At 69.1% G+C, this 22,654-nt stretch carries 21 protein-coding genes; 6 read left to right on the forward strand and 15 right to left on the reverse strand.

Annotated features, from left to right (window positions below; all coding sequences use genetic code 11):
• Positions 1–4: 4 nt before the first annotated feature.
• Positions 5–295: a helix-turn-helix transcriptional regulator gene (locus tag KF837_07230; protein ID MBX3227086.1), complete on the forward strand. Its 291-nt coding sequence runs from the start codon at positions 5–7 to the stop codon at positions 293–295.
• Here the strand turns inward: KF837_07230 and KF837_07235 are convergent.
• Positions 198–548 (reverse strand): hypothetical protein, encoded by a 351-nt coding sequence (locus tag KF837_07235; protein ID MBX3227087.1) that lies wholly within the window; start codon positions 546–548, stop codon positions 198–200. The genes KF837_07230 and KF837_07235 overlap by 98 nt on opposite strands.
• A complete protein-coding gene (locus KF837_07240; protein MBX3227088.1) occupies positions 487–879 on the reverse strand; it encodes an HDIG domain-containing protein in 393 nt (130 codons plus the stop codon). The genes KF837_07235 and KF837_07240 overlap by 62 nt, the downstream gene beginning before the upstream one ends.
• Before the next feature lie 671 nt (positions 880–1,550).
• Between KF837_07240 and KF837_07245 the strand changes: the two genes are divergently transcribed.
• Positions 1,551–2,267: an ATP-binding protein gene (locus KF837_07245; protein ID MBX3227089.1), complete on the forward strand. Its 717-nt coding sequence runs from the start codon at positions 1,551–1,553 to the stop codon at positions 2,265–2,267.
• Positions 2,268–2,357: 90 nt separating this feature from the next.
• Here KF837_07245 and KF837_07250 read toward each other — a convergent pair whose 3' ends face one another.
• The 3 genes from KF837_07250 to KF837_07260 all read right to left on the reverse strand — a co-directional run bounded on the left by KF837_07250 (position 2,358) and on the right by KF837_07260 (position 5,362).
• Complete coding sequence (locus KF837_07250) at positions 2,358–3,542, reverse strand: DUF2806 domain-containing protein (GenBank protein MBX3227090.1); 1,185 nt, start codon at positions 3,540–3,542, stop codon at positions 2,358–2,360.
• Between the two features lie 39 nt (positions 3,543–3,581).
• Entirely contained in the window at positions 3,582–4,460 is an 879-nt protein-coding gene (locus tag KF837_07255) for a hypothetical protein (protein MBX3227091.1), read from the reverse strand.
• 119 nt (positions 4,461–4,579) lie between these two features.
• Positions 4,580–5,362: a hypothetical protein gene (locus KF837_07260; protein ID MBX3227092.1), complete on the reverse strand. Its 783-nt coding sequence runs from the start codon at positions 5,360–5,362 to the stop codon at positions 4,580–4,582.
• A gap of 833 nt (positions 5,363–6,195) precedes the next feature.
• On the opposite strand from KF837_07260, the gene KF837_07265 reads away from it, so the two are divergent.
• Both KF837_07265 and KF837_07270 read left to right on the forward strand, forming a co-directional pair.
• Positions 6,196–6,396 (forward strand): helix-turn-helix domain-containing protein, encoded by a 201-nt coding sequence (locus KF837_07265; GenBank protein MBX3227093.1) that lies wholly within the window; start codon positions 6,196–6,198, stop codon positions 6,394–6,396.
• A 661-nt stretch (positions 6,397–7,057) separates the two neighbouring features.
• On the forward strand, positions 7,058–7,387 hold the full coding sequence (locus tag KF837_07270; protein ID MBX3227094.1) for a hypothetical protein: 330 nt from the start codon (positions 7,058–7,060) through the stop codon (positions 7,385–7,387).
• A gap of 461 nt (positions 7,388–7,848) precedes the next feature.
• Here KF837_07270 and KF837_07275 read toward each other — a convergent pair whose 3' ends face one another.
• The 8 genes from KF837_07275 to KF837_07310 form a co-directional block, all read right to left on the reverse strand.
• Positions 7,849–7,986: a hypothetical protein gene (locus tag KF837_07275; GenBank protein MBX3227095.1), complete on the reverse strand. Its 138-nt coding sequence runs from the start codon at positions 7,984–7,986 to the stop codon at positions 7,849–7,851.
• A gap of 2 nt (positions 7,987–7,988) precedes the next feature.
• Positions 7,989–8,357, reverse strand: a complete 369-nt coding sequence (locus KF837_07280; GenBank protein ID MBX3227096.1) for a hypothetical protein — start codon at positions 8,355–8,357, stop codon at positions 7,989–7,991.
• Between the two features lie 209 nt (positions 8,358–8,566).
• Entirely contained in the window at positions 8,567–9,247 is a 681-nt protein-coding gene (locus tag KF837_07285) for a hypothetical protein (GenBank protein ID MBX3227097.1), read from the reverse strand.
• A 114-nt stretch (positions 9,248–9,361) separates the two neighbouring features.
• The gene (locus KF837_07290; protein MBX3227098.1) at positions 9,362–11,638 is read right to left on the reverse strand and encodes a S9 family peptidase; all 2,277 of its coding nucleotides are present in this window, start codon (positions 11,636–11,638) and stop codon (positions 9,362–9,364) included.
• A gap of 27 nt (positions 11,639–11,665) precedes the next feature.
• On the reverse strand, positions 11,666–12,142 hold the full coding sequence (locus tag KF837_07295; GenBank protein MBX3227099.1) for a hypothetical protein: 477 nt from the start codon (positions 12,140–12,142) through the stop codon (positions 11,666–11,668).
• On the reverse strand, positions 12,117–13,388 hold the full coding sequence (locus tag KF837_07300; GenBank protein ID MBX3227100.1) for a hypothetical protein: 1,272 nt from the start codon (positions 13,386–13,388) through the stop codon (positions 12,117–12,119). The genes KF837_07295 and KF837_07300 overlap by 26 nt, the downstream gene beginning before the upstream one ends.
• Positions 13,389–13,595: 207 nt before the next feature.
• Positions 13,596–14,201 carry an Hsp70 family protein gene (locus KF837_07305; GenBank protein MBX3227101.1) on the reverse strand — a complete coding sequence of 202 codons (606 nt, stop codon included), beginning with the start codon at positions 14,199–14,201 and terminating at the stop codon, positions 13,596–13,598.
• A gap of 98 nt (positions 14,202–14,299) precedes the next feature.
• Positions 14,300–16,312 carry an SDR family NAD(P)-dependent oxidoreductase gene (locus tag KF837_07310; protein MBX3227102.1) on the reverse strand — a complete coding sequence of 671 codons (2,013 nt, stop codon included), beginning with the start codon at positions 16,310–16,312 and terminating at the stop codon, positions 14,300–14,302.
• Positions 16,313–16,603: 291 nt separating this feature from the next.
• On the opposite strand from KF837_07310, the gene KF837_07315 reads away from it, so the two are divergent.
• Together KF837_07315 and KF837_07320 are read left to right on the forward strand one after the other, a co-directional pair.
• A complete protein-coding gene (locus KF837_07315; GenBank protein ID MBX3227103.1) occupies positions 16,604–17,014 on the forward strand; it encodes a hypothetical protein in 411 nt (136 codons plus the stop codon).
• A gap of 141 nt (positions 17,015–17,155) precedes the next feature.
• A complete protein-coding gene (locus KF837_07320; protein ID MBX3227104.1) occupies positions 17,156–18,106 on the forward strand; it encodes a fatty acid desaturase in 951 nt (316 codons plus the stop codon).
• A 53-nt stretch (positions 18,107–18,159) separates the two neighbouring features.
• Here the strand turns inward: KF837_07320 and KF837_07325 are convergent, their stop codons facing one another.
• Together KF837_07325 and KF837_07330 are read right to left on the reverse strand one after the other, a co-directional pair.
• Entirely contained in the window at positions 18,160–20,388 is a 2,229-nt protein-coding gene (locus tag KF837_07325) for a PQQ-binding-like beta-propeller repeat protein (protein MBX3227105.1), read from the reverse strand.
• Positions 20,385–22,649, reverse strand: coding sequence for a hypothetical protein (locus KF837_07330; GenBank protein ID MBX3227106.1), 2,265 nt, complete (start codon positions 22,647–22,649; stop codon positions 20,385–20,387). The genes KF837_07325 and KF837_07330 overlap by 4 nt, the downstream gene beginning before the upstream one ends.
• Positions 22,650–22,654: the final 5 nt, after the last annotated feature.

Consider the following 22,654-nt stretch of genomic DNA (forward strand, 5'->3'; position numbering starts at 1 on the left):
GTACGTGGACGACCAGCGACGCAGATGGCGACGTGCCTGCGGCGACGTTGGGCATCGCGTCCGCGAGCTGCGCCAGGCGAAGGGCTGGACGCAGGAGGACCTCGCGGAAAAGCTCGAGATCGAAGGGCGTGAAGTCCGGCGAATCGAGGCGGGCCGCAACCTGACGATCCGCGCTCTCGTGCGTCTCGCGGATGCGCTCAGCACGAACCTCCCGGATCTGTTTCAACCTCCGAAGTCGAGACCAAAGCGGAAGCCCGGCCGTCCGCCGAAGCAGCCCAGCGAAGGATCAACGTGACCGTCCCAGCGCTACGATAAATCCGACGTACCGTTGCCGGCAGGCCAGCAAGATTTTCAATAGCGGCTGCGTTGGAGTCGATCTTCTCCACCGGCCGCAATGCTCTCGAAGGCGTTGTCGAGCGGAAGACATCCCAACGACCCTTGCCCGCAAGCGTGGCGACCGCATCGACTACGCGCTGCTCGAGTTCGTCATCGCGTCGTCCCTTCCAGAGACAGTCGGCCAGTGCGACGAGCAACTCCTCGATCGTCACCTCGGACTCGTCTCGCCACCGCGCATGGGGTCCGGCACATTCGCGCGACGCGTTCGTCGACGCCGTGCCGAAGGAGGAGGGCACCACCATCATCTTCGTGGCGACGTCCGGATTGATCGAGCTCCTGCAGGGCCTTGCCAGCGTCGTGGAGCCGTGCGCCGAGACGAACGAGGCGACCATCGACGGCAACGAGTGTCATCACCGCGGCGAGGACCTCCTCCGCAGCTTCATCGACGAGCTCGCCGTGTCGGATCAGGCGCTCGGGAGCGCCGATCTCGCGCAGAATGGCCTCGGCTTCCTTGTCATGGATCTCCGATGCCGCTTGCCGCACTCTTCGAGAGTACCGTCGAGCCCCAGTTGGTCGAACCGAGAGTCAGATTTCTCGTCAAGCCGAATCGACTTCGAAGCGTCGCTTGATGATGGCCAACTGGAGGGAGCGGGTAGGCCGCATCAAGAGTTCCGTTCGCTTGGCCATCTTCTACTTTGCGTTCTCGATGACCCGCCCCTTGACGAGCTCGGGATAAATATCGTCAATCGCGCATTCGACGACCGGTCGGATGCTCTCTTCGTACGCGGAGTTCGTGCCTACGCGACCGCGGATCTCTGCCAGTTTTTGGTCGTAATCGGTGAGGGCCACCGGACGTACACGAAGGAGGAGCCGAACGCGCTCACGCCGGAGGAGACGGCCGTGTGGCTCGCGAAGCTCCGAGAGCTCTACCCGCGGCTGTCGCGATGATGCTGCTCGGGTTCGTGCTCGCAACCAGCGCCCGAGCACGCTCCGTCCCTTGCGCCGTCGCGGCAAGCACGCGGACCTCGACCTCGCGCGCGGCGTGATCCGATCCGCCGGTCGCACACGCTCGGCGACGAGGTGATGGAGGCGACGAAGACGTTCGCCGACCAGCCGCAAGCGCGTAGGTAAATCGAACGGCCGTTGGCGTGGACTCGGCGCCGCGGTTCTGGGCGGCTCATCGCACGGATCGGGTGGAAGCGGCGGCGTGAGCGGTGGTCCTGCTCTTGCCGATGTCGCGGCTGGGTGGGGCGGACGCACGTAGCCACCGGAGCGGAGATCAGGCCGCGTCGAGGGCCGTCGCCGACGTCCTCGCACGCGGTCTCCATGATCCCGGCGCACTCGCGCTCCGCTGCGAGGAGGCGCGGCGCAACGCCGACCGCCCCATCCCCGTCATCCTCGAGCTTGGCGCGCACGTGCCTGACGGCAACGTCATCCCCCACGACCCGTTGATAGAGCGGTCGGTCAATGGATCGCGGGAAGCCCCAGTCGAAGCGATCGAGCGGCTTCATCGAGCCGAGTGTCGCGCGCTTCTCCCGCGCGATGCCCGCTCCGGCGATCTGCTCTACAGCATCATCAGCCAACGTCACGAGAAGGCCAGCACCATCATCACGACGAACCTCGCCTTCAAGGACTGGGGCACCGTCTTCCCCGGCGCCGCCTGCGCGCCCCCTCGTCGACCGCTTCACCCAGCACTGCCACGTCCTCGACATCGACGGCGACTCGTGGCGACAACGGCACGGCGCGAACGACGACCCCACCGACGCGAAGCCTCGCCCGCGCAGCAGTCGACCGAAGCGCCGTCGCTGACCCCTCGCATCCGGTCGCGGCGTGTGCGCGCAATTCACCCCGTCACGCCGCGATCGGATTCCTCCGGTTCCTCGCGATCGTCAACACTCGGCTACGAGCGGCGCGACGGGCGCCAGAGGTGACGATGCCGTCGTCCTTGCGCTCCTTGCCGTCTCCCTTGCGCTCGCGCGGAGATACCGCGGAGGGGCGGCGCTACGGTCACGTTCTTCTCTCTACTTCGGATGAAACGGGCCTTGCGGATTGGGCCGCTTTAGCTGGTAGACGGACGCGCCAAGATCGTAACGATCCTCGGAGTCGTCACTGTCCGAAGCTGCGGGCCTGACTGGCGTTTTCAGCTCGAACACTTCGACGTCGAAGCCGTAGTTCGAGACGTGCCGCGCCACCGCTTGCAGGAAGTCGATGCTTGGCGTCCCGCGCGGGATCAAGGAGCTCAACTCGCATCCCGCGCGGGTTAGCGCCCAGGCGTCGAGTCGGACGGCGGCGTCTTCCCTTGGCCCTGTTATACGAATAGCCTTGTCGTGGAACGCTAGTACTCGCCGGAACTCGTCGGCGGGGCTCGCGTCGTAGGCGGAAACCCTGAACGAGACAGGCGACGGCGACAGAAGCCCCGCGTCCGCCAGTGCGAGCCCTTGTTCGAAGCTCACGGAGTCGCCTTCATCGCGGATGATGAGGGCCTGCTGGCTCGCCGGCCCGCACGTGTACGAGAGGATCTCGGAGAAGCTCTCGGCCTCGGCCTGGGAGAGCTTCTTCAGAGTCTCGAGCGTCCGTATGTGGAACGATCGCGGCCGTTTCACTTCTCCGGCTAGGACCTTCGCCCAGATCTTTCGCATCTGCCCGTTCGAGACGTCCTGGACGTCGTTGAAGAAGCGCGCTGTCCAGTCGTCGTCCACGCGCTCTTCCGAGATCTCAGCGTCGGGAACGTCCTTCAGCTCCTCGGCGGCCTCGTGGATCACGCTCTCCACATTGTGCTGACGCTTCGCCTCCTGGTACATGAGGCGCGCCTCAGCTCTCGCCGGCAGTGCGGGAAGGTCGTCGAACACGACTTCGACGGCGAGCGCCTCGTCCGCCCTCGGCAGGGCGAGGTCCGGCGCGGCGGGGAGAGTCCTCGGCGGTGGGGCGAGCTCGGGGGCTGGAAGGTTGGGCACGGTGGGAGCCGCGTGAGATGCGCTCGGACGCGGGGGCGGCGCTTCGGCCGCCTCCCGCATTTGGCGGACCTCGATCGCGCCAGCTTCGAGGATCTTGTCGGCCTTTGCCTTCGCCTGGGCGTCCCGGACGGTGAGCCACGGGCGTGCGACCGCTCCGACGCCGCTCTGCGCCACCTCAAGCAGCTTCTTCGCCGCGACACCACCGCCGAGGGCGGTGAGCGCGACGGCACCTAGCGTGATCGGATCCGGCATGGTGTTCCCCTCAGTACCCCTCAGTACGAGTTGAGCGCTTTACTTCAGGGCCTTGTACGACTCGACGAGGAACACGATGTTGCTCGCGGCCAGGTGCATCGCGTACGCGGCGAGGTGATCGGGCACGTCCCGCGGCGTGGCGCCCGCACCGTGCCCGCCGTTCTTGTTCCGGACGGTTGCGACGCCGATGAGGCACTTGTCGAGGCTCTTTAGCTGCTCCTCGCTCCACAGCGGCACGAGCCCGTTCTTCAGGACGGTCGCGATCAGGGCGCTCGCCGTCGCGTTCTTGTCGACGTCCCACTTCTTCTTCGCGCAGATCACCTTCATCGTGCTCTCGAAGGCCTTGCAGGCGTCGGTGATCGCCTCCTCCTGCCGGCCTTCGCGGAAGTGCTTGTGCGCTGACAGGAACTCCTTGTTGGCACTCTCGAAACTGGAGGTTGCCAGCAGGGTCAGCGCGGGGATTACGGCTTCTGCGTGGAGCAGCTGTGAGTCCACCCGCACGATCTGGCCATTCACGTATTCGTATCCAACTCCGTGCATGCGGAAGCGCTGGTTGAGCTCGGCCACCGCATCAACAGCCTTCTGCGGCGTGAACGCTTGCTTCATGACGACTCCGATGACGCGAAAGCACCACTCGATCATGTCGAGAGTTCGAACCGTATCTTGAGTCTGCAGAATATAGTTTAGCCCTGCGTCCTTCGAGTGCTCGTACTCCTCTCCAGGAAGGTGGACTAGCCCATGCTCCTTTGCGATTTGCTTGTTGAGACGGGGCCATCCTGTGCCGTCCGCGAAATGGCGATCGAGCAAGTCGTCAACGAGGTGCATGACTTGCACGCGTAGCGCATGTGGAAGCGCCTCGTATTGGAAGACGTCGGGAAGCGGCTTGTGCCGGTTGGAGAAGAGATTGAGAATTCCCATGGTTGACTGCCTAGATCTCTGGAAGGTGGGCGCGGCCATCGGCGCGCCACACTATTGAGTCGAAATGTGATCAAGCGCACGGACCGTCAGTGGCCGCTCGCGTTCAGGCCTCTATTTGACTATTTGAAGAGGTCCATCTGCGCCTCCGCCTTCATCTTCTTCGGGCGGTACGCGTCCATCAGCCCGAACGTGGTCTGGTGGTTGTGGAAGGTGCCGAGGAAGAGGAAGACGTCGCGCTTGGCGAGGTCGAACTCGGCCTCCATCTGCGCCAGCGCCTTCCCGTCGCGGTCCGGGTCCCCCTTCTCGACCATCTTCCGATAGCCCTCGTGGATCGGCCACGACTTCAGGCTCATCCTGTGCGGCTCCGTGCAGCGGGAGTCGTTGCAGCGGAACCAGACGATGAACTCCGCCTCGGGGAATGCGATGCGCTTCGGCGGACGGACGAACTCGAGCGTCTTCTGGCTGAGGAAGGTGCTCTCCGTCGCAAGCCACTCCTGGCGCTCCTCCTCCGTGCGGCGGCGGACCTTCACGTCGACGATCTCCTTCGGCACGACGATGCCAAGAGACGTCTTGAAGCGGCGGTTGAGATCCTGCAACTCCTCCACCGAGGCCGCCATGCTGGGCGACGTCTCGACGTACGAGCGGCGGCGGGTCTGCTCCTTCGCCGCGATCACGTCGAGCGGCTCGACAGTGCGGAAGTCGACGCGCATGCTCTCGGGCCGCGGGTCGTGCCTGTTGTGCTGCCACCGCACGCGAGCGCGTTGGAAGGTGCGGAAGTCGTTCTCCTCGTCGAGGTAGCGCTTCGGCAGTGGGTGGATGCGGACGAGGCGCTTCGTCTCCTCGTCGATCGCCCCGGTGCACACGAGCTCCGTGTACTTGTTCGAGTACGCCGGGTACGTCATCCCGAGGATCAAGATTTCGGCGATGCGCCAGGTATCGAGGTCCGCGAGAGAGTTAGGAGTGCGTTTGATCAGTCCTGTGGTAGCTTCGCTCAAGGTCTTGTTCTCCTGGCAAGGTGGACGGGCTCATCCGGGCTGGAGGTGGCTGGAATCACCTCTGGCCCTTTTTCTGTTCAGTCCCCCAAGGAAGTGCCTGGGATCGTCGGCCCCGTCAAGGGTGCGGGGCTCGGGCCGGGCGAGAGGAGCCGAACGTCGAGTTAGGGGTACTCCCTCCGGACGCGCTTCGCCAGTCCATCTCGGCGTTTTGTTTCGGGGCGAAACAGCCGGAAATCCGCTGCTTTTAGACAGTGAAAAGGCTGTGGGAAAGTGGTGTGAATTGGTCTGGGGACAACCTGGGGTCGCACCCGAAATTTCGCCGTGTGATCGGGCGCGTCCGGACGGTGCCTGTGGAGAACGTGGAAGTGGTGCGGGGGTTCAGCGTCCCTGACATTTGCTCAGGCTTTCCCACGGGTAACACGCTGTCCCTCGCCCTCTTGTGACGCGTTCGGGACGATGCCCCGCTTCGGAATCCAGGACTGGCGCGCCCCGCAGCTCCCCGGCCTCGACGAGCCCGCCGCCCCCGGCGCGTCGCCCGTCCTGCTCCCGGAGAAGATGCGCGCGGCGTACGTGAAGATCCGCAAGACCTTCGACAACACCCGGACGGTCCGGGAGTTCGCGCCGTACGTCGAGCTGGTCGAGGAGCTGCGCGACGCCGTGCTGATAGAGTTGGCGGAGCAGGGCGTCACCGTCGGCCCGTCCGTCGCGATGGTCGTCGACGCCGCTTTGCGCCAGGACATGTGGAGCCGGTTCGAGCGCGCGTTCAAGCGCCGCAAGAAGAGGATCCGCACGCCGAAGACGTCGCGCGGCGTCCGAACGGTGAAGCGAGCCGCCTGCTCGAGACCACCGAGCTCTCCGTCACCGAAATCGGCTATGCGTGCGGCTTCGCGGACACAGCCCACTTCAGCCGTCGCTTCAAGCGACGGGTGTCGGGCGGCTGAACAATTCCCCGCGTACAGCTCCTGGGAGCACTCTTGAACAAGCGGGCGAGCACGGCGGCTACAGGCTGCGTCAGCCTCGCAGTGGTATCGGCCCAGAGATGACGCTACTCCGACTCGCGAGCGCATCCGAGGGGCGGGAGATCCTCGCTGCCAAGGACGACTTCACTCGCGCGCTGGGCGGCTTCGACCGCTCCTTCAGGATGCGGACGAGCGCACCGGTCGACGACGCGGATCTCCGGCGATTCCTCGGCGAGCAGGCGCTGGACTTCACGAGTGAGGAGGCCGCGACGTGGGAGGAGACACTTGCCGCGGTAGCGCGGGGCGCGCGCGGGCTCGGTGGCGTGCTCCCGCGGGAGGTGCTCGTCGTGAAGACGACCGGCAGAGAAGAGCGCGACCACGCCTACACGCGATCGAACGCGATTGTCCTACCCGCCACGCGCGTGAGAAACCTCCGCGGCGAGCGCGCGCTCCGGCTCCTTGCTCATGAGCTCTTCCACGTCGCGTCTCGTACGTCGCGGGCGCTCCGCGACGCGGCGTACGCGCTCCTCGGCTTCGTGCGCGTCGGGCCGATCCCGTCGCCGCTCGAGCTCGACGACCGGAGATTGACGAACCCCGACGCCCACGAGCTCGGGCACTATTGCGGCTCGGGGAGCGCGCGGTCGTGCCGCTCCTCACCAGCCCGCTGCCGCTCGCGGACGTCATCGAGCGAACGTCGGTGCTCGATGTCGTCCGCGCGACGCTGCTCGAAATCGATCCGAATGAAGCGACGGTGGTCCGCGAGGTAGACGGCGCGCCGGTGCTGATCGAGGCGCGCGCGACGGACTGGGCCCGCCGAATCGGGCGAAACACGGCGTATACGATTCACCCGGAGGAGGTCCTCGCCGACAACCTCGCGCTCCTCGTTCGGCGTCGCCTCGGCGCCTCGGCTACGCCCGCCGATCCCGCCTTCCTCGCTGCGTTCGAGGAGACGCTCGTCGCGCACGCGCGATGACCAAACGCTGCTGCGCTCGATCGAAGCGCGGCGGGCGGCGCGGCTCAAGCGCTCGCGACGTGACCGCCCGACACCGCGGCAGCAGCGTTGTAGAGAGCGCCAAGCTCGTGGCGCCACTGAATCGTCAATCCCGCATCCATCCCCGTTCGGAAGCGACATCGGCCGACGAGTCCGACACGAGGAAATGGGGAGCTCTCGGAATCGAGAATGAACGCGAGAAAATTTTTGGTGAATCTCCGACCGCGGCGCATTGTCGGGGGCAATGATGTCGAGATAGCTGCGAACGCGATTTCCTCTCGGAGCAAGTTGAATGTGGCGGTTCACCAGAACGCCTGGATCGTGGTCGGGCACCGCGTCCGGCGGAACAAGCCAATCACCGCCATCGGGATGTGCGTAGCGAAAGGCGTTGAATCCTTCCTTCCGATCCGCCGGACGAATCACATGCAGTGCGGCGACGTACACTACGCAGCTCGCTGTGCAATCGGCGGAACGCCCATCCCCTGATTCACGTCGACATCCTCGAGCATGAGCGGCTCGGCCCGAACCTCGACGTCATTCATGAACGCCCTTCCGACAAGATCGCGTTCCTCGATCGTCATTCCTACCCAGCACGCTCGAAGCGCTTCGAGCCGACGATCCTCCTCCGCACCGAGCAGCAATAGCTCGACCAGCAATTCGCGGAATCTTCGCTCCGCGCCCGCTTGTGGCGACGAGGCGAGATTCGTAGCGCGGAGGTGCTCGAAGATGCGCCTGAACAGGAGGGCGTCGCGGAGCGCAAACCCAAGCGAAGAGTCTCGGACTCGGGACCAGCGGTAACGAGCGTCGTGGACTGCTCGCCGAGGATCACATGAATCATCGTGTCGCTGTTCTCGTCGGTCGCGCCCTTCTCGATCCAGGACTCGAAATCGGAGCGCGTACGGTACACGAAGAGCTCGATAGGCATCGCGGTGGGGTCGACGAAGAGCTCCACCGCTTCTTCGGCGGAGGCATCTTGTACGACCAGATTGGGCCACCGGCGGCGGAGTCGCTCGACGATGAACGATCCCTCGTCACTCCGCGGAGAGCCACGCAGGATGATGTCGGTACCGCCCGTCGCCCCATGATGCTCTTGCCGCGCTCCAGGCAGCGTACCACGTCAACGCTTGGCGCCGACCTCGTGCAGACCACGATTCTGCGCGCTCAAAGACACGTCGTCGCCGTTTGTTCCGAGAAGCTCGAGGGGGTCACCGTGACGTCGAGCTTCAAGGTGCCGCGGAGGTCGATGCGGCAGGTGCTGCCCGTGGTCGCCTCCGATGTGGCGTCGGTCGCGAGCTCGAGCTCGAGCTCACGAACGAAGTCGGGGGTCACGTGGGCTGGGGGCGGCGCGCTCGTGCCGGCGGCGCGGAGGGGGGTGACGCGGAGGTGCGTTGGGACGGCGCCGTTGCAGCCTACCGGCGTGATCGGGTTGCCCGGGGCGCCTGTCGTCTGGATGTGGACGCTCATCGAGACGTCGCGCTCTTCGGGCTCCGAAGGGAGGTCGCGTGGATCGCGGAGCGGGGCGTCGAACCTGTACGTCCGCACGAGGCTGCTTCCCTCGAGGACGCAGGTGACGTGGATCTGCGACGTGAGGTTGATCGACGCGGCGCTCGCGCGCGGCCTTCGCGTGGACGAGGAGAGAGCCCCGGTGCACTGCCATCGCGGCGCCGAGATCACACCGTCGCTCGACGTGCCGAGGTCGGCCGTGACGACGGCGTCCGCGTGGAGCCGCGCCTCGACCGTGTCGCCCGTCTCCTCGCAGTCGATGTCCTGGCACGCTCCCGCGACCGTCAGGAGTCCGGTCCAGGGCGCGAGGCGACGGGCGAGGCGATCGAAGGGAGACATGCGCCCCTTCCGCAGCAACAGCGATGCCGCGACGCGAACCGCGCGATTCGCGGCGGTTTTTCGGGGAGGTCCGCGCGCGAGCCTGATCGCGCTGTCGTGCGCTCCGGCGGCGGATCAGAGCTTGGCGCCGACCTCGTGGAGCAGGAACGTGAGGAGGTCGGTGACCTCCTCGATCTCTGCGGCGAGCGGGGTGCCCATGCCGTGGCCCGTGTCGGCGCTGGCGCGGAGCAAGACGGGGCGGTCGGAGGACGTCGCGGCTTGGAGGCGCGCGATCATCTTGCGGGAGTGGTAAGGGTCGACGCGGGGATCGTTCGCGCCCGTCATGAAGAGGACGGCCGGATACGCGACGTCGTCCTTCACGTTGTGAAACGGGGAGTAGCGGCGGAGGGCGCGGAGTTGCGCTTCGTCCTTCACGCTGCCGTACTCCGTCACGTTGAACGCGCCGTTCGGGGAGAGCTCGTTCCGCAGCATGTCGTAGATGCCGACCGCCGCCGCCACCGCGCGATAGCGCTCCGGATGCTGCGTGAGCGCCGCGCCCATCAGGAGGCCGCCGTTCGAGCGGCCGCTGATCGCGAGCTTGTCCGGCGTCGTGTAGCCGAGGTCCGCGAGCGTCTTCGCGCACGCCGCGAAGTCGTCGAACACGTTTTGCTTGTTCGTGAGGCTGCCCGCCTTGTGCCACGCCTCGCCGCGCTCCCCGCCGCCGCGCAGGTTCGTCTCCGCCACCACGCCGCCGGCGTCGAGCCACACGCGGTAGGGCGCGCGCATGCGCGGACGGACCGTCACGCCGAAGCCGCCGTAGCCCGTGAGGTAGGCCGGCGCGGGCGCGTTCGGCGCGCCCTTCTTTCGCAGGACGCTCATCGGCACGCGCGTGCCGTCCTTCGAGGTGCAGCTCTCGCGCACGACCTCGACGTCGTTCATGTCGTACGCGGCGCGCTTCGCGAGCGGCGTCGAAGCGAAGCGATGCTCGCTCGCGCGGTAGTGCGCCCAGCGCGGCGGCTCGACGTAGCTCTCGAGCCGCACGAGGAGATCGTCGCCGGTGCGCACGACGCCCGTCACGCTCGAGACCGGCGGCAACGGGAGGACCGCCGCGACGGGGCCGCGCGCGCCAGGCGCGATCGTCTGCGGGATCGGGATCGGCTGGCCCTTCTTCGGGCGCTTCGGCTCGCGCGCGAGCGGCTCCGACTTCGTCGCGAGCGGGAAGCGCCGCATGCGGGAGGGGCCGTCGGCGATCTCGATCGTGTAGATCGCATCTTTCACGACGACCACGCCGTCGACGACCGCGTCGCCCTCGGGGAGCACGTCCGTCGCGGGCTTGTCGAACGGCGGAGAGAACGCGACGACCTTGCCGCGCGGCGCGTCCTTCCGCGATACGAGGTAGACGCGGCCGTCGGGGCCGAACGCGGCGGCGGCCATCTCGTCCTCGAAGCGCGTGAGGCGCGTCCACCGCGGGGACGCGACGGTCGTGTCGAGGACGTGATGCTCGACCTCGCCGCCGTCGCCGTTCGACACGTGCGCGAGGATGCGCTTGCCGTCGTCGCTGCGGAGGAGATCGATCTCCGCGATGCGGGGGAGCTCCTTGCCGATCGCGTACGTGTCGGCGGACTCCGGCGCGCCGAGCTTGTGGAAATAGACCTGCTGGTAAAAATCGAGGTCGGCGTCCGGCCGCTCGCCGCTGCGCGGGTAGCGCGTGTACCAGAAGCCGGTGCCGTCGGCGTTCCACGCGACCGAGCCGCCGGCGGTGCCGCCGTTCACGCGCGCGATCGTCTCGCCGCGGTCCTTGCCCGTCGCGACGTCGAAGAGGTGCACGTCGCCGCTCTCGGTGCCGCCGGTCGAGAGGGAGACCGCGACGGTCTTGCCGTCGGGGGACGGGACGAAGAAGTCGATCGTCGTCTTGCCGGTGGGGTCGAGCGCGTTCGGATCGACGACGACGCGCTCCTGCGTGACGTCGATCGCCTTCCCGGCGCCGAGGTCGACGAGCATCGGCTGCTGCTTCGGCGGCGCGTCCTTCAGCGCGAAGAGGCGGCCGCCTTCGTAGGCGACGGCGCGCCAGTCGGGCGAGGTCTGACCGTAGATCGCGGCGACGCGCTCCCGCACCGTCGCGCGCTCCGGCAGCGCGTCGAGCGTGGCGCGCGCGAGCGACGTCTGCGCGGCGGTGAAGGCCTGCGTCTCCTCCGCGGTCGCGTCCTCGAGCCACTCGTAGTCGTCGGTGACCTGCGTATCGAAGTACGTGCGCGTCACCGGCCGCTTCGCCGCCGCGACGACCGGCGCGCGCTTCGGCGGCGGCGCCGGCTCCGCGCCGAGGGGCAACGGCGGCGCTGGCGGCGGGGGCGTCACCACCGCCGGCGTGCAGGCCGCGAGGCCGAGCGTGACGATCGCGAAGGCGGACCGCATGGCGATCCGCCTTTATCGCAGCGGCGGTCAGACGGGAACCGAGACGGGCGGCGCGCCGGGGACGCGCCAGCGCAGATCGACCGGATCGATGAAGAGCGTGTGCTGGTGATCGCTCACGACCGTCGTCGCGATCGTCACGCGCTGCTTCTGGCGGAGCCGCGCGAAGTGCGCCGCCGTCACGGTGAAGCGATGGAGCCGCCCCTCGTGGCCGTGCCAGAAGTCGTAGACCTTGTCCTCGCCGACGCCCATGTCTGTCGCGCGGACGATCCCGGTCTTCGGGCCCAGCGTGCCGTCGAGGTAGAGCGCCTGCGCGTACGTGTCGTAGAGGACGACGAGCGCGCCGGCGTCACCGGAGCCGGTATCTCCCGCGTCTCCGCGTTCGAGCGCGAGCTCGCTCGTCGCCGCGTCTTCGTCGTCGCTGCAGCCGAGCGCGGTCAGCGCGAGGCCGCCGGCGAGGCCGAGGAGCAGGGTGCGCCGATCAATATTTGAAGTTGCGCCACGCACGGGGGATCTCCGTATAGGTCGCCGCGGGGTGCTTCGCGGGATCGAATTTGGCGACCAGGCCGGCGTTCACGAAGTCGGAGCGGATCGCGCGGTTGTCGTAGTTGAAGTTGCGCACGTCGCCGTTCGCGTCGACGAACTTGGACGCGTCGAACGGGTGCCAGGTGAAGTTCTCGTCCTCTCCCCAGAGCTCGCCGTACGCGAGGACCTCGGGGTACCAGTCCTTGAACGGCCGGCCCGCGTCGCGGTGGCAGCGCTCGCACGACGCCTCGCTCACCTCGAAGAAGCCGGCGCGGTTGTTCCGCGGCACGATCGAGAACGGCTCGCTCGCGGTCGGCGCCCACGCCTTGAGCGCTCCCCTCTCCTTCCACACGGCGCCGCGCGCGGACTTGAACTCCGTCTCGGTGAGCAGCTTGATCGCGAGGGCCTCGCCGAGCGGGGGCAGCACGTCCTTCGCGCCGTTCTCGCGCGGGAACGCGGAGCGGAAGAACGACGCCTCGAGCGTCGCGGCGGTGACGCTGCTCTCGTCCTTGACCTTCGCCGCGAGCGCGGGCGCGACGTCCTCGAGCGCGGCGGCGAGATCGGAGGCCTGCGGGAACGGCCGGAACGCGTCGACGCGCCACTGGTGGAGCTCCCGCGTGCGGGTGCGGATCTCGAAGACGTACGCGGCGCCGTTCGACGCGGTGAGGTAGAGGACCTCGCCGAAGACGGTCCCCTTCGGGAACGACCAGACGTACTTGTGCGTGTACTGGTTGGGGTCGCGGCGCCAGTAGACGACCGGGAGCGGCTTGCCGGCGGAGTCGCGCGGCGGCACCCAGAAGTCGACGACGCTCATGTTCGGCGGATCGGTCGCGGCGCCGCTGATGCCGAACGGGAAGTGGAAGGTGCCCTTCGTCACGAAGAGCTTCTCGTGCCCGCCCGGCACCGCGAGGTTGATCATCCCGGGCTTGATCGTGTTCGGGCGGAAGCCGATCGGCGCGATCACGTTGTCGCCGAACGAGTCCTGATAGCCGGGGACGATCGCGGTCCGGTCGTACCAGATCGTCTCGCGGCTCTCGAGGATCGACGCGAGCCTCTCGTCGGCCACGCGCGGGAGCGACGCGCGGATCGTCGCGAGCCGCGCCGCGGGCAAGAGCGTCAGCTCCCCCGTCGCCGCCGCGCTCTCCTCCGCGACCGGCTCCTCGACTTCGGGCGCGACGCACGCCGTGACCGCCGCCCCCAGGACCAAGCTCCATCCCGCCCAACGCATGTAAACACCTCCGTTTGCATGCGCGACGTAGCAGCTCGCCCGACCGCCGTCGCCGAGATTGCAGCCCTCAGCGGTCGAATTCGTTGCGGCTCGATCGCCTCAACACGTCCCTCGCGGTTGCCCCGAGGGCAACGCTGTCGCGATCGCACGTCCGTCGGGAGACGAGTCGCCCGGTGCGATGGGAGCGACCGCGTCGGCGCCTTTCGTTCAGGAGAACGGCCACCACCCCTTTTTCTTCTTTTCGGGCGCGGGCACCTCTGGGGCGAGGGCGGGTGCGGGCTCTTGGTGCGGATCGCGGGCGGCGAGCTCGACGAGGAGCTTCGCGGTCAGCTTGCGCCGGAAGTGCACGGGTCCGTCCTGGTTCGCCGTCAGGAAGGGGAGATTGAGGTCGTAGTCCTCGCTCGTACGCAGCTCGTCGAGCGCGCGGAGGTACGCCTGGGCGATGCGGGACAACACCGTCGCGTCGCGTACGATCGAGACCCGTGTGTCACGCTCGAAGTCACGCGCGAGCGCGAGCACGATTCGCGCGACCGTGTCCGGGCGCCCCGCGACGCCGAGGTGAGCCGCCGAGGCCGCACGACACGCATCGAGCGGCGACCGACCTTCCTCGAGGGCCGCGACCAGCGCCTTGGTGAACTCGTCGATCGCCTTCTTGCGAACCTCCCACGCGGTCTCGTCGTCCGACGCGCGGGTCGCCTCTCGCGTCGCCGAGTTGACGGTCCCGCAGTACAGACAATCGATGAGCGCCGGCAGCGCCTCGGGGTTCGCGAGCGGGCCGCCGCAGCGGCAGCAGACGAGCGCCTGCACGTTCATCCGCCGAACATACACGCGACGAAGTCCACCGGTCAGGCGCTATGTTTGGCGGCGCGTGAAGGAGAACGCCACCGGCGCGCGGTGGGGCTCCACGCACGTCACCACGGGACGCTGCGGTAGTCCTTCAGGAACTTCCCCCACACGTGCTCGCCGGTGAGGAGGCCGTGGAAGAACGGATCGCAGACGCGGGCGGCGCCGTCGACGATGTCGAGCGGGGGCTGGAAGTCGTGCTCGGCTTGTTTGCGCTGCGAGTGCACGATCGGGTCTTCGTCCGTGACCCAGCCGGTGTCGACCGCGTTCATGAAGATGCCCGACTTCGCGTAGTCGGGGGCGCTCGTGAGCGTCATCATGTTGAGCGCGGCCTTCGCCATGTTCGTGTGCGGGTGCTTGTCCGTCTTCGTGCGGCGGGAGAACTGGCCCTCCATCGCGGAGACGTTGACGACGTGTTTGTCGTTCGTCACGTCGCGCATCATCAAGGGCTTCAGCTTCGACGCGAGGATGAACGGCGCGATCGCGTTCACGAGCTGGACCTCGATGAGCTCCGGGCTCGGGACGTCCGCGAGCGCGAGGCGCCAGCTGTTCATGGTGCGGAGATCGATCTGCTGAAGGTCCGCGTCGCGGCGGCCGAGCGGGAACGCGCGCTTGTCCGCCTCCGAGTCGCCGTAGGCGCACGGGAGCTGCGAGAGGAGCGCGGAGGAACGGATGCCCGCCGCATCGGCGCCGCCGCGCCACTCGAGGAAGCTCGACGGCATCGGCGCTTCGTCGATCGCGGAGGCGGCCTCCTCGTGGCGGCGGAGGACCGACTGGACCGCGGGTGACAGCGAGGCAAACGGCGCGGTCTCGAGCGCGAGGAGATGCGCGTAGAAGCCGGCGGGGCGGCGGACCGTCTGCGCGGCGTTGTTGATGAGGATGTCGAGGCGCGACTCCGTCTGCGTGATGAAGCGCGCGAACGTCTCGACGCTCGGAGAGTGGCGGAGGTCGAGGCCGAACACGGCGAGGCGGTCACGGAACGACGCGAAGTCGGGCTCGCGCGCGAAGCGCTCCGCCGCGTCGCGCGGGAAACGCGTCGTGACGAGGACGCGCGCGCCGGCGCGGAGCATCATCAGCGCCGCCTGGTAGCCGATCTTGATCCGCGCGCCGGTGATGAGCGCGGTGCGCCCCGCGAGCGAGGCGGTCTGGAAGCGCTTCTCGTAGTTCAGCTCCGCGCAGGGAGGACACATCGAGTCGTAGAAGTGATGGAGCCGCGTGTACTCGTCCTTGCACACGTAGCAGTTGCGCGACTTCGAGAGCTCGCGCGGCGCCTCCGCGGCGGGCCCCGGGCCGGCGCTCGAATTCGGACTCGGATGCGGATGCGGCTCCGACGACAGGACGACGCGCGCCGGGGCGACGAAGACCTCGGCGCGTCGGGCGGAGCGGATCTCGGTCTGCGCGATCGCCTCGCGGTCCTCCTCGCGCGCGGTGCGGCGCTCCTTCTTGCGAAGCGCCCGCGCCATCGAGCGCCACTCGTCGCGCCCCGGCCGCGACAGCCGCCCCGCCGCCGTGAGGAGACGAACCCGAAGCTCGGTCGGGATCGCGGCGAGCACCGTGCGGTCGTCCACGCACGCCTCCAGCAACTCGACCACGCGCAGCACCTCGACCTCGTCTACACGCACCTCGGAGCGCTCCGCCGGCCGTTGCACCTCGGCATCGCCCACGCGCGCTTCGGCCGGGCCCGCCGGGCGCTGCACCTCGCCATCGTCCACGCGCGCTTCGACCCGGCCCACCGGACGCTGCACCTCGGCATCGTCCACGCGCGCTTCGACCCGGCCCGCCGGACGCTGCACCTCGGCATCGTCCACGCGTGCTTCGACCGGGTACCTCCGCGCCTCGAGCGGCCCGGCGGTGGCGGCGCGCGTCCCGACCTCGGGCGCGCTCGCGGGAGCATCGTCGTTCGCGCGCGTCACGGCGATGTCGGCGTGCGATTCGAGGCGCTCGGTGGGAGGCGTTGCGGACGCGTCGGGGTGCGGCTCGAGGTGCTCGGTGGGAGGCGTTGTGGCGTCGGTGCGTGGGGTCGTGGGGCCGCTTGGGGGGGTGCGGTCCTCGCTGACGTCGTGGTTCGCTTCGGACCTCATCGTGGTGCTCGATTGGCGACGCGGATATAGCGGATGTTGGTACGCTGGATCGACATGTCTCGCGTGCCGGCGTGGACAGATGCCGAAGCGTTCGAGGCACCGGACCCCGCACCGTCCCCGGCACCGCCGCGCCGCGGCCCGGTCGGCCGCGCGGCTCGTGTCCTCGCGCTTGCGCTCCTCTCGCTGACGGTCGCGCCTGCGCGGGCGCCGCGGCCGTTCGACGAGCCGCTTCCGCGCCTCGACCTCAAGCGTCCGCCGAGCCCGCCCGACGCGCCGTGGGTGAAGCAGCGCGTGCGGCTCACCGCGGAGCGCGTTCGGCTGAACGGGCTCGGCGCGCGCACGCACGCGAACTGGGTGCTGTGGCGCCTGCCCTTCGACGTCACCGACCAGGAGCACGTCCGGCGCGTCGACTTCTCCATCTCTTCGACGGCGCGTACGGACGTCGCCGCCTTGATGCTTGGCAGTATCTGTGCCGACTTCGCGACGCGGGGCGGGATCGAGCAGTGGGCGTCGTACACGACGACCGGTATCGCCTGGACCCAGCGCTTCGCCTGGCACGGCGCGCCGCCGACGGATGATCCAACGATCCTCGGCCTCAACGTGCCAACACGCGTCGCGAACTACGTCGCGTGCGGTTGGGACGAGGGCGCGCTGAAAGACCCGAACGCGTGGCTCCTCGACCTGACCTGGGAGGAACGCTGATTTTGCACCTCGGTGCGTATGCTGCTGCGCAGCAAGAAAGCACCGAAACAACCTTGCCCCGAGCCGCCTAGGAGGCTACGGAAAAGCTCGATGTTGCCCCGCAATTCCGCCGATTACAGGTCGATTCTGTGGGCCCTCTTGATGCCCGTCGTCGTCGGCGCGCAGTTCGTCAAGCCGGAGCTGGTGCCGTACCTCTCGCCGCTCAGCTTCTACTTCGCGATGGCGGCCGGGACGATGGCGCACAACCACAATCATTGCCCGACGTTCAAATCGAAGGCGATGAACCAGCTCTACGCGAACTGGATCAGCGTCTTCTACGGGTACCCCTCGTTCGCGTGGATCCCGACGCACAACCTCAATCACCACAAACACGTCAACCGCGAGGGCGACGCGACGATCACGTGGCGGCACACGAACCGCAACACCTGGTACGTCGCGGTCACGTACTTCTTCGTCTCGGCGTACTACCAGGCGACGCCGATCAAGGAGTACATCGCGAAGGCGAAGACGGCGAACCCGAAGCTCCATCGTCAGATCGTCACGCAGTACGTGATCTGGCTCACCGTGCTCCTCGGCTCGGCCGCCGCCTGCGCCGTCGTCCACGGCCCGCTCCTCGGGCTCAAGACCTGGGTGTTCGCGTTCGGCCTGCCGTCGCTCTTCGGGTCGTACTCGATGATGTGGTTCAACTACATGCAGCACGTGCATTGCGACCCGTGGTCCAAGTACAACCACTCGCGCAACATCACGGGCTACATCTTCAACTTCATGGTGTTCAACAACGGCTTCCACACCGTCCACCATGCCAACGCCGCCACGCACTGGTCGCTCCTCCGCAAGGAGCACGAGAAGATCGCGCACCACATCGATCCCGTCCTCAACTGGCGGAGCTTCTGGGCCTGGGTCTTCCGCGGCTACATCATCACCGCGTTCCTCCCGCGCCGCTTCGAGACGAAGCAGCTCGGCCGCGCGCCGTTCGACGCTCCGCCCGGCGCCAGCATGGCCTTCAAGGGCGCAGAGAAAGAGAAGACGAACGCGCCGCTCATCGACTCCGTCGACGCGCTCGAGGCCGGCAACAACGCCCAGATGGCGTGACGACAGCGTGAAGTGACCACGAGGTGCGGAGCGAGGTGCGGAGCGAGCGCATGTCAGCGCCGCTGGATCGCGACCCAGAGGTCGCGCGCGTTGCCGGTGAGCGCGCGGATCGGCTCGGCGTAGCCCGTCGTCGACCACGTCGCGCCGTCGAAGCGGCGAAGGCCCGTCGTGCCGCCGGCGTAGACGTCGTTCGCGGAGCGGCCCCACACGACGCTCATCGAGCCGGGCGCCGACCAATCCTCCCAGCTGCGTCCGGCGTCCTTCGAGCGGCCGAGGCTCGTCGGGCGCGCGGCGAAGAGCTCGCCGGTCGGGCTCGACCACACGTCGACGATCGGCGCGTCCAGGCGGACGCTCGTCGCGCGATCCGCGACGACGCGCTGAACGGTGAACGCCTCTCCGCTCCACCGCAAGAGCGCGTCGGCGGCGGTGTCGGTCGCGCCGCGCGCGAAGAGCGCGGGGCCCGAATAAAGGCGCTCCAGCCGCGCCACGTGCAGCGAGCTCCACTTGCCGTCGCGCCGTCGATGGAGCGCGCCGCCGTGGTCGAGCGCGAAGAGCTCGCCGGTCGGACCGCTCGTCGACGCGAGCTGATCGATCACGAGGCCGCTCGGCCCGGCGCTCGCCCTCCACTCGCGGCCGTCGAACGCGTAGAGCCTCGCGTCGAACGACACGTACGCCTCCGCCGCGCTGCGCCCGTGGAGCGAAGCCGCGGCGCAGCGCTCTTCGAACCGCGTCGACCACGCGCCCACGGGCGAACGCTGCCGCAACGTGCACGTGCGGCCGGCGTCGGGCGGCGGCACCGTGAGCGCGAAGAGCGTGCCGCTCGGCGTCGCCCACAGCTCGAGGCGATCCGTCGCGCTCACCGCGAGCCCCGTCGGCTCCGGGCTTCGATCCGGACCGCGCAGCTGGACCACCTCGACCTCCGCCGGTTGGTCCTTGCAGCCGGTCTTCGCGCCCTCGCGCGCGAGCCGCAGCGTAGCGGAGAAGATCTCCGTCGCGCCGCCGTCCGCGTGCGCGCTCGCGTCCTCCGCCTCGTCGAGCGCCCTCGTCACCTCTTCGCAACGCCCGCGTCCGAACGCGGCCTGCGCCTCCTCCGCCGCGCGGCTGCAGCCGAGCGCGGGCTCGTCGCGGCAGGTGGCCTCGAGCACCGACAGCCGCACGCGCGCGCATGCTTCGTCGCAGTGCGGCTCGAGGTGCGGGAACGGCGGAGGCTCGTAGAACGTCGACGCCGGCGACTGCAGCGAGAAGAGGCGGAAGAGCAACACGCCGAAGCCGATCGTGGCGCCGATCGCGAGCCGCGCCTTGTGGTTCGTCACCGACGCCGGCGCGCCCGCGCCCGCGCTCGTCTTGCGCTGCGCCTCCGCCCGCGACGCGCGTTGCGTCTCGTCCTCGACCGTGAGGAGCCAGTCGTGCGGCGCGCGCCCGGGGTGCGCCTCCGTTCGGCGCGAGGTGAACGCGGCGAGGTCGACGAGCGAGGCGTCGCCGCGATCGATGCCGACCGCGAGCAGGTTCTCTTCCCCGAACGCGACGTCGACGAGGTGATGGCCCTTGCCGAGCGTGACGCGCGCGGCCGGCGCGCCCGCGGGCGGCCAGTCGTAGACGACGACGCTCGTGTCGGAGCGATGGACCGCGAGGTAGCGCGACGCGACGTCGAGCGCGGTGCGTTCGACCGGCCCGTCGAGCAGACGCCGCGTCGTGCCGTCGGGCGTGACCGCGCGCAGCCCCTCGTCGCACGCGACGATCCAGCCCTCCGGCGACGCGGTGACGCCGTTCACGTCGACGCAGAGCGCGTGACGCGCCGTCGTCGCGCCAGTCGCCGGGTCCACGAGGACGAGATCGCCCTCGTTCGTCGCGATCGCGAGCGTCCTCCCGTCGCGCGCGACCGCGAGCGCCACCGCGCGGATCGCGATCTCGTGCGTCGCCCCTTCGCTCCACACGATCACCCGTCGATCGAACGCGACCGCGACGACGTCGCCGCTCCCCGCGAGCGCCGACGGCGCGCCGGACGCCTCGCGGCTCCCGACGACGCGACCGGCCGCGGCGTCGACCGCGTGCAGCGTGCCGGACGCGTCGACGACGACCGCCTCCGACGCGCTCGCCGGCGCGCGCCACGGGCTCGTCGCTCCGCGCTCGAGCGCCGCGAACGCGACCCCCGCGAGCCGGCGCTCGAACGAGAGCCGCCACTTCGCCGCGCCGGTCGTCGCGTCGAACGCGAGGAGGTCCTTCCCGTCGATCGTGAGGAGGACGGGCTCGCCCGCGGCGCACGCGATCATCGGGAGGCTCATGGCGGCGCCTTCGTCCCGGCAACCACATAGAGCGCGGCCGTGTTCCCGGCGACGAGCGACACCGGTCGATCGAACGGCGTCGCCTTCCACGCCTTCCCGTCCCAATGCGTGAGCCCGCCGGCGCCGCCGACGAACACGTCGCTGCTCGTGCGCCCCCAGATCGACGTCGCCTCGCGCTCGATCGGCTCGCTCGTCTTCCAGGTCGCGCCGCGATCGCGCGAGACGTCTACGTGTGTCGTCGACGCGGTGAACGACATGCCGTCGGGGCCGCCCCAGATCCTTCCGCTCCGGGCGTAGGGGGACGCGTCGCGCGAGAGCATCGTCCACGCGCGGTCGGTGGTGCGCCGAAAAAGGCGCGCGTTGCCGTCCTCGTCCTCACCCGCGACGTAGAGCACGTCGCCCGCGCTCCACATCGTCTGCAAGGTGCTCCCTTCGACCGGAAGCCGCTCCCTCGACCACGTGTGAGTGACGCTCGCCGCGTGCACGTTGCTCTCCTCGTCGAGGACGAAGAGGTTCGCGTCTCCGTCGCCCGACGGGCGCGCGAGCGCGCGAATGGCCGCGCCGGAATAGCCCGCCGAGGACCACTCCTTTCCGTTCCAGTGATGGAGATCGCTCGCGAGCGCGGCGTACACGTCGGTCTTGCCGCGACCGAACAGCGTGACCTCGTCGCACGAGACGCGATCGAGGCTCGTGCTCCAGGCGCCCGTCTTCGATCGCTCGTGGAGCCGGCAGCGACCAGTCGTCGACGTCGTGCCGAGGAACACCGGGCCGTCGGGCGCGACCCACAGCGCGCGCGGGCTCTCCCCTTCCGCGATCGGGAGCGGCTCCTCCTTCGCGACGTCGAGGCGCGGCCCCTCGAGCCGCACGAGCTCCTGCGGCTCCTCCTGCTCCGGCGGCGCCGCCTTCGGCTCCTCGCGGCACGACGTGCGGAGACCGAGCTCCGCGATCGTACGCGTCGCGGAGACGAGCACCGCTTTGTCTCCGCCGTCCCGCGCGAGCACGCCGGCCTTGATCGTCGCGAGGTCGCGACGCACGTCGTCGCAGCGGTGTTGCCGGAACGCGACGAGCGCGTGCTCGGCGACGTCGAGGCAATCGAGCTCCGGCTGGCGCGCGCACTCGTTGCGGAGATCGGTGAGCCGCCGCTTCCCGCATGACTCGTCGCACGAGCTCGGCGGCATGTGGATCGGACCCTTGATCGTGGGAAGGTCGGGCGACGATGAACGCGACGCGATGAGGACGAGGCGCACGACGAAGAGCGCGATCGCGACGGCGAAGCCGATCCCGAGCGGGCTCTTCCGCGAGCGCGGCGGAGGGTCGGACGGCTCGGAGGGCGGCGGCGGCTCCACGACCTCGACGCGGAGCCCGCCCGCGCGGCGCGTGCGACCGGCGTGGGGCTCCGTCCGCTGCACCGTCGCGAGCGCGAGGCTCACGAGACACGCGTCGCCGCCGTCGAGCGCGACGGCGAGGGTGCCGGCGTCCGCGAACGCGAGGTCCTCGATCGTGCGACGCTCGTCGGTGAAGAGGCGGGTCGGCTCCGCCGGCGGCAGCTCGAACACGGCCGCGGCCGCTTCGTAGCGGAGGACGGCGACGCTCTTGCCGCCGCGATCGATCGCGACGACCTGCGCGGAGACGTCGCCGATGAGGCTCCGCGCCTTGGTCCCGGCCGCGTCGATCGCGACGACGCCGCGCTCGGTGCCGGCGAGCCACTCGCCCGCGGGGCGCGCGGCGAGGTCGAGCACGGGGCCGCGCACGGCGACGACCTTCGGCTGCGCGTCGGCGCCGAGGCCCACGAGGACGACCGCCTTCTTCGTTCCGATCGCGAGCGTCGAGCCGTCGCGCGAGAAACAAAGCGCGGTCGCGCGGTGGCGGAACGAGCGGCGGCGGCCGTCGCGGAAGAGCGCCACCTCGTCGGCGAGGCCGAGCGCGAACGCGTCGCTCGACGCCGCCATCGCCCCGACGGCGCCGCCCGCTTCGTGCGCGCCGATGACCGTCCCCGCGCGCGCGTCGACGAGGTGAACGCCGCCCTTCACGTCGACGACGATCGCGGTGCTGCTCGTCGTCGCGCTCGATCGCCACGGGCTCCCCTCCGGCGCGGCCGGCAGCGCGGCGGCGGACGTGTACGCGACGGCGGACAGCACGTGCTCGAACGTGAGCTGCCACCTCGGCGCGCCGTCGCCTGCGTCGAAGGCGAGCAGCGTCTCGTCGTCGAGCGTGAGGAGCATCGGCTCCCCGATCGCGATCGCGATGCGCCGCAAAGCCATGCCCT

Origin of the sequence: Labilithrix sp., from assembly GCA_019637155.1 — a bacterium.
In the GTDB taxonomy this organism is placed as follows: Bacteria; Myxococcota_A; Polyangia; order Polyangiales; family Polyangiaceae; genus Labilithrix.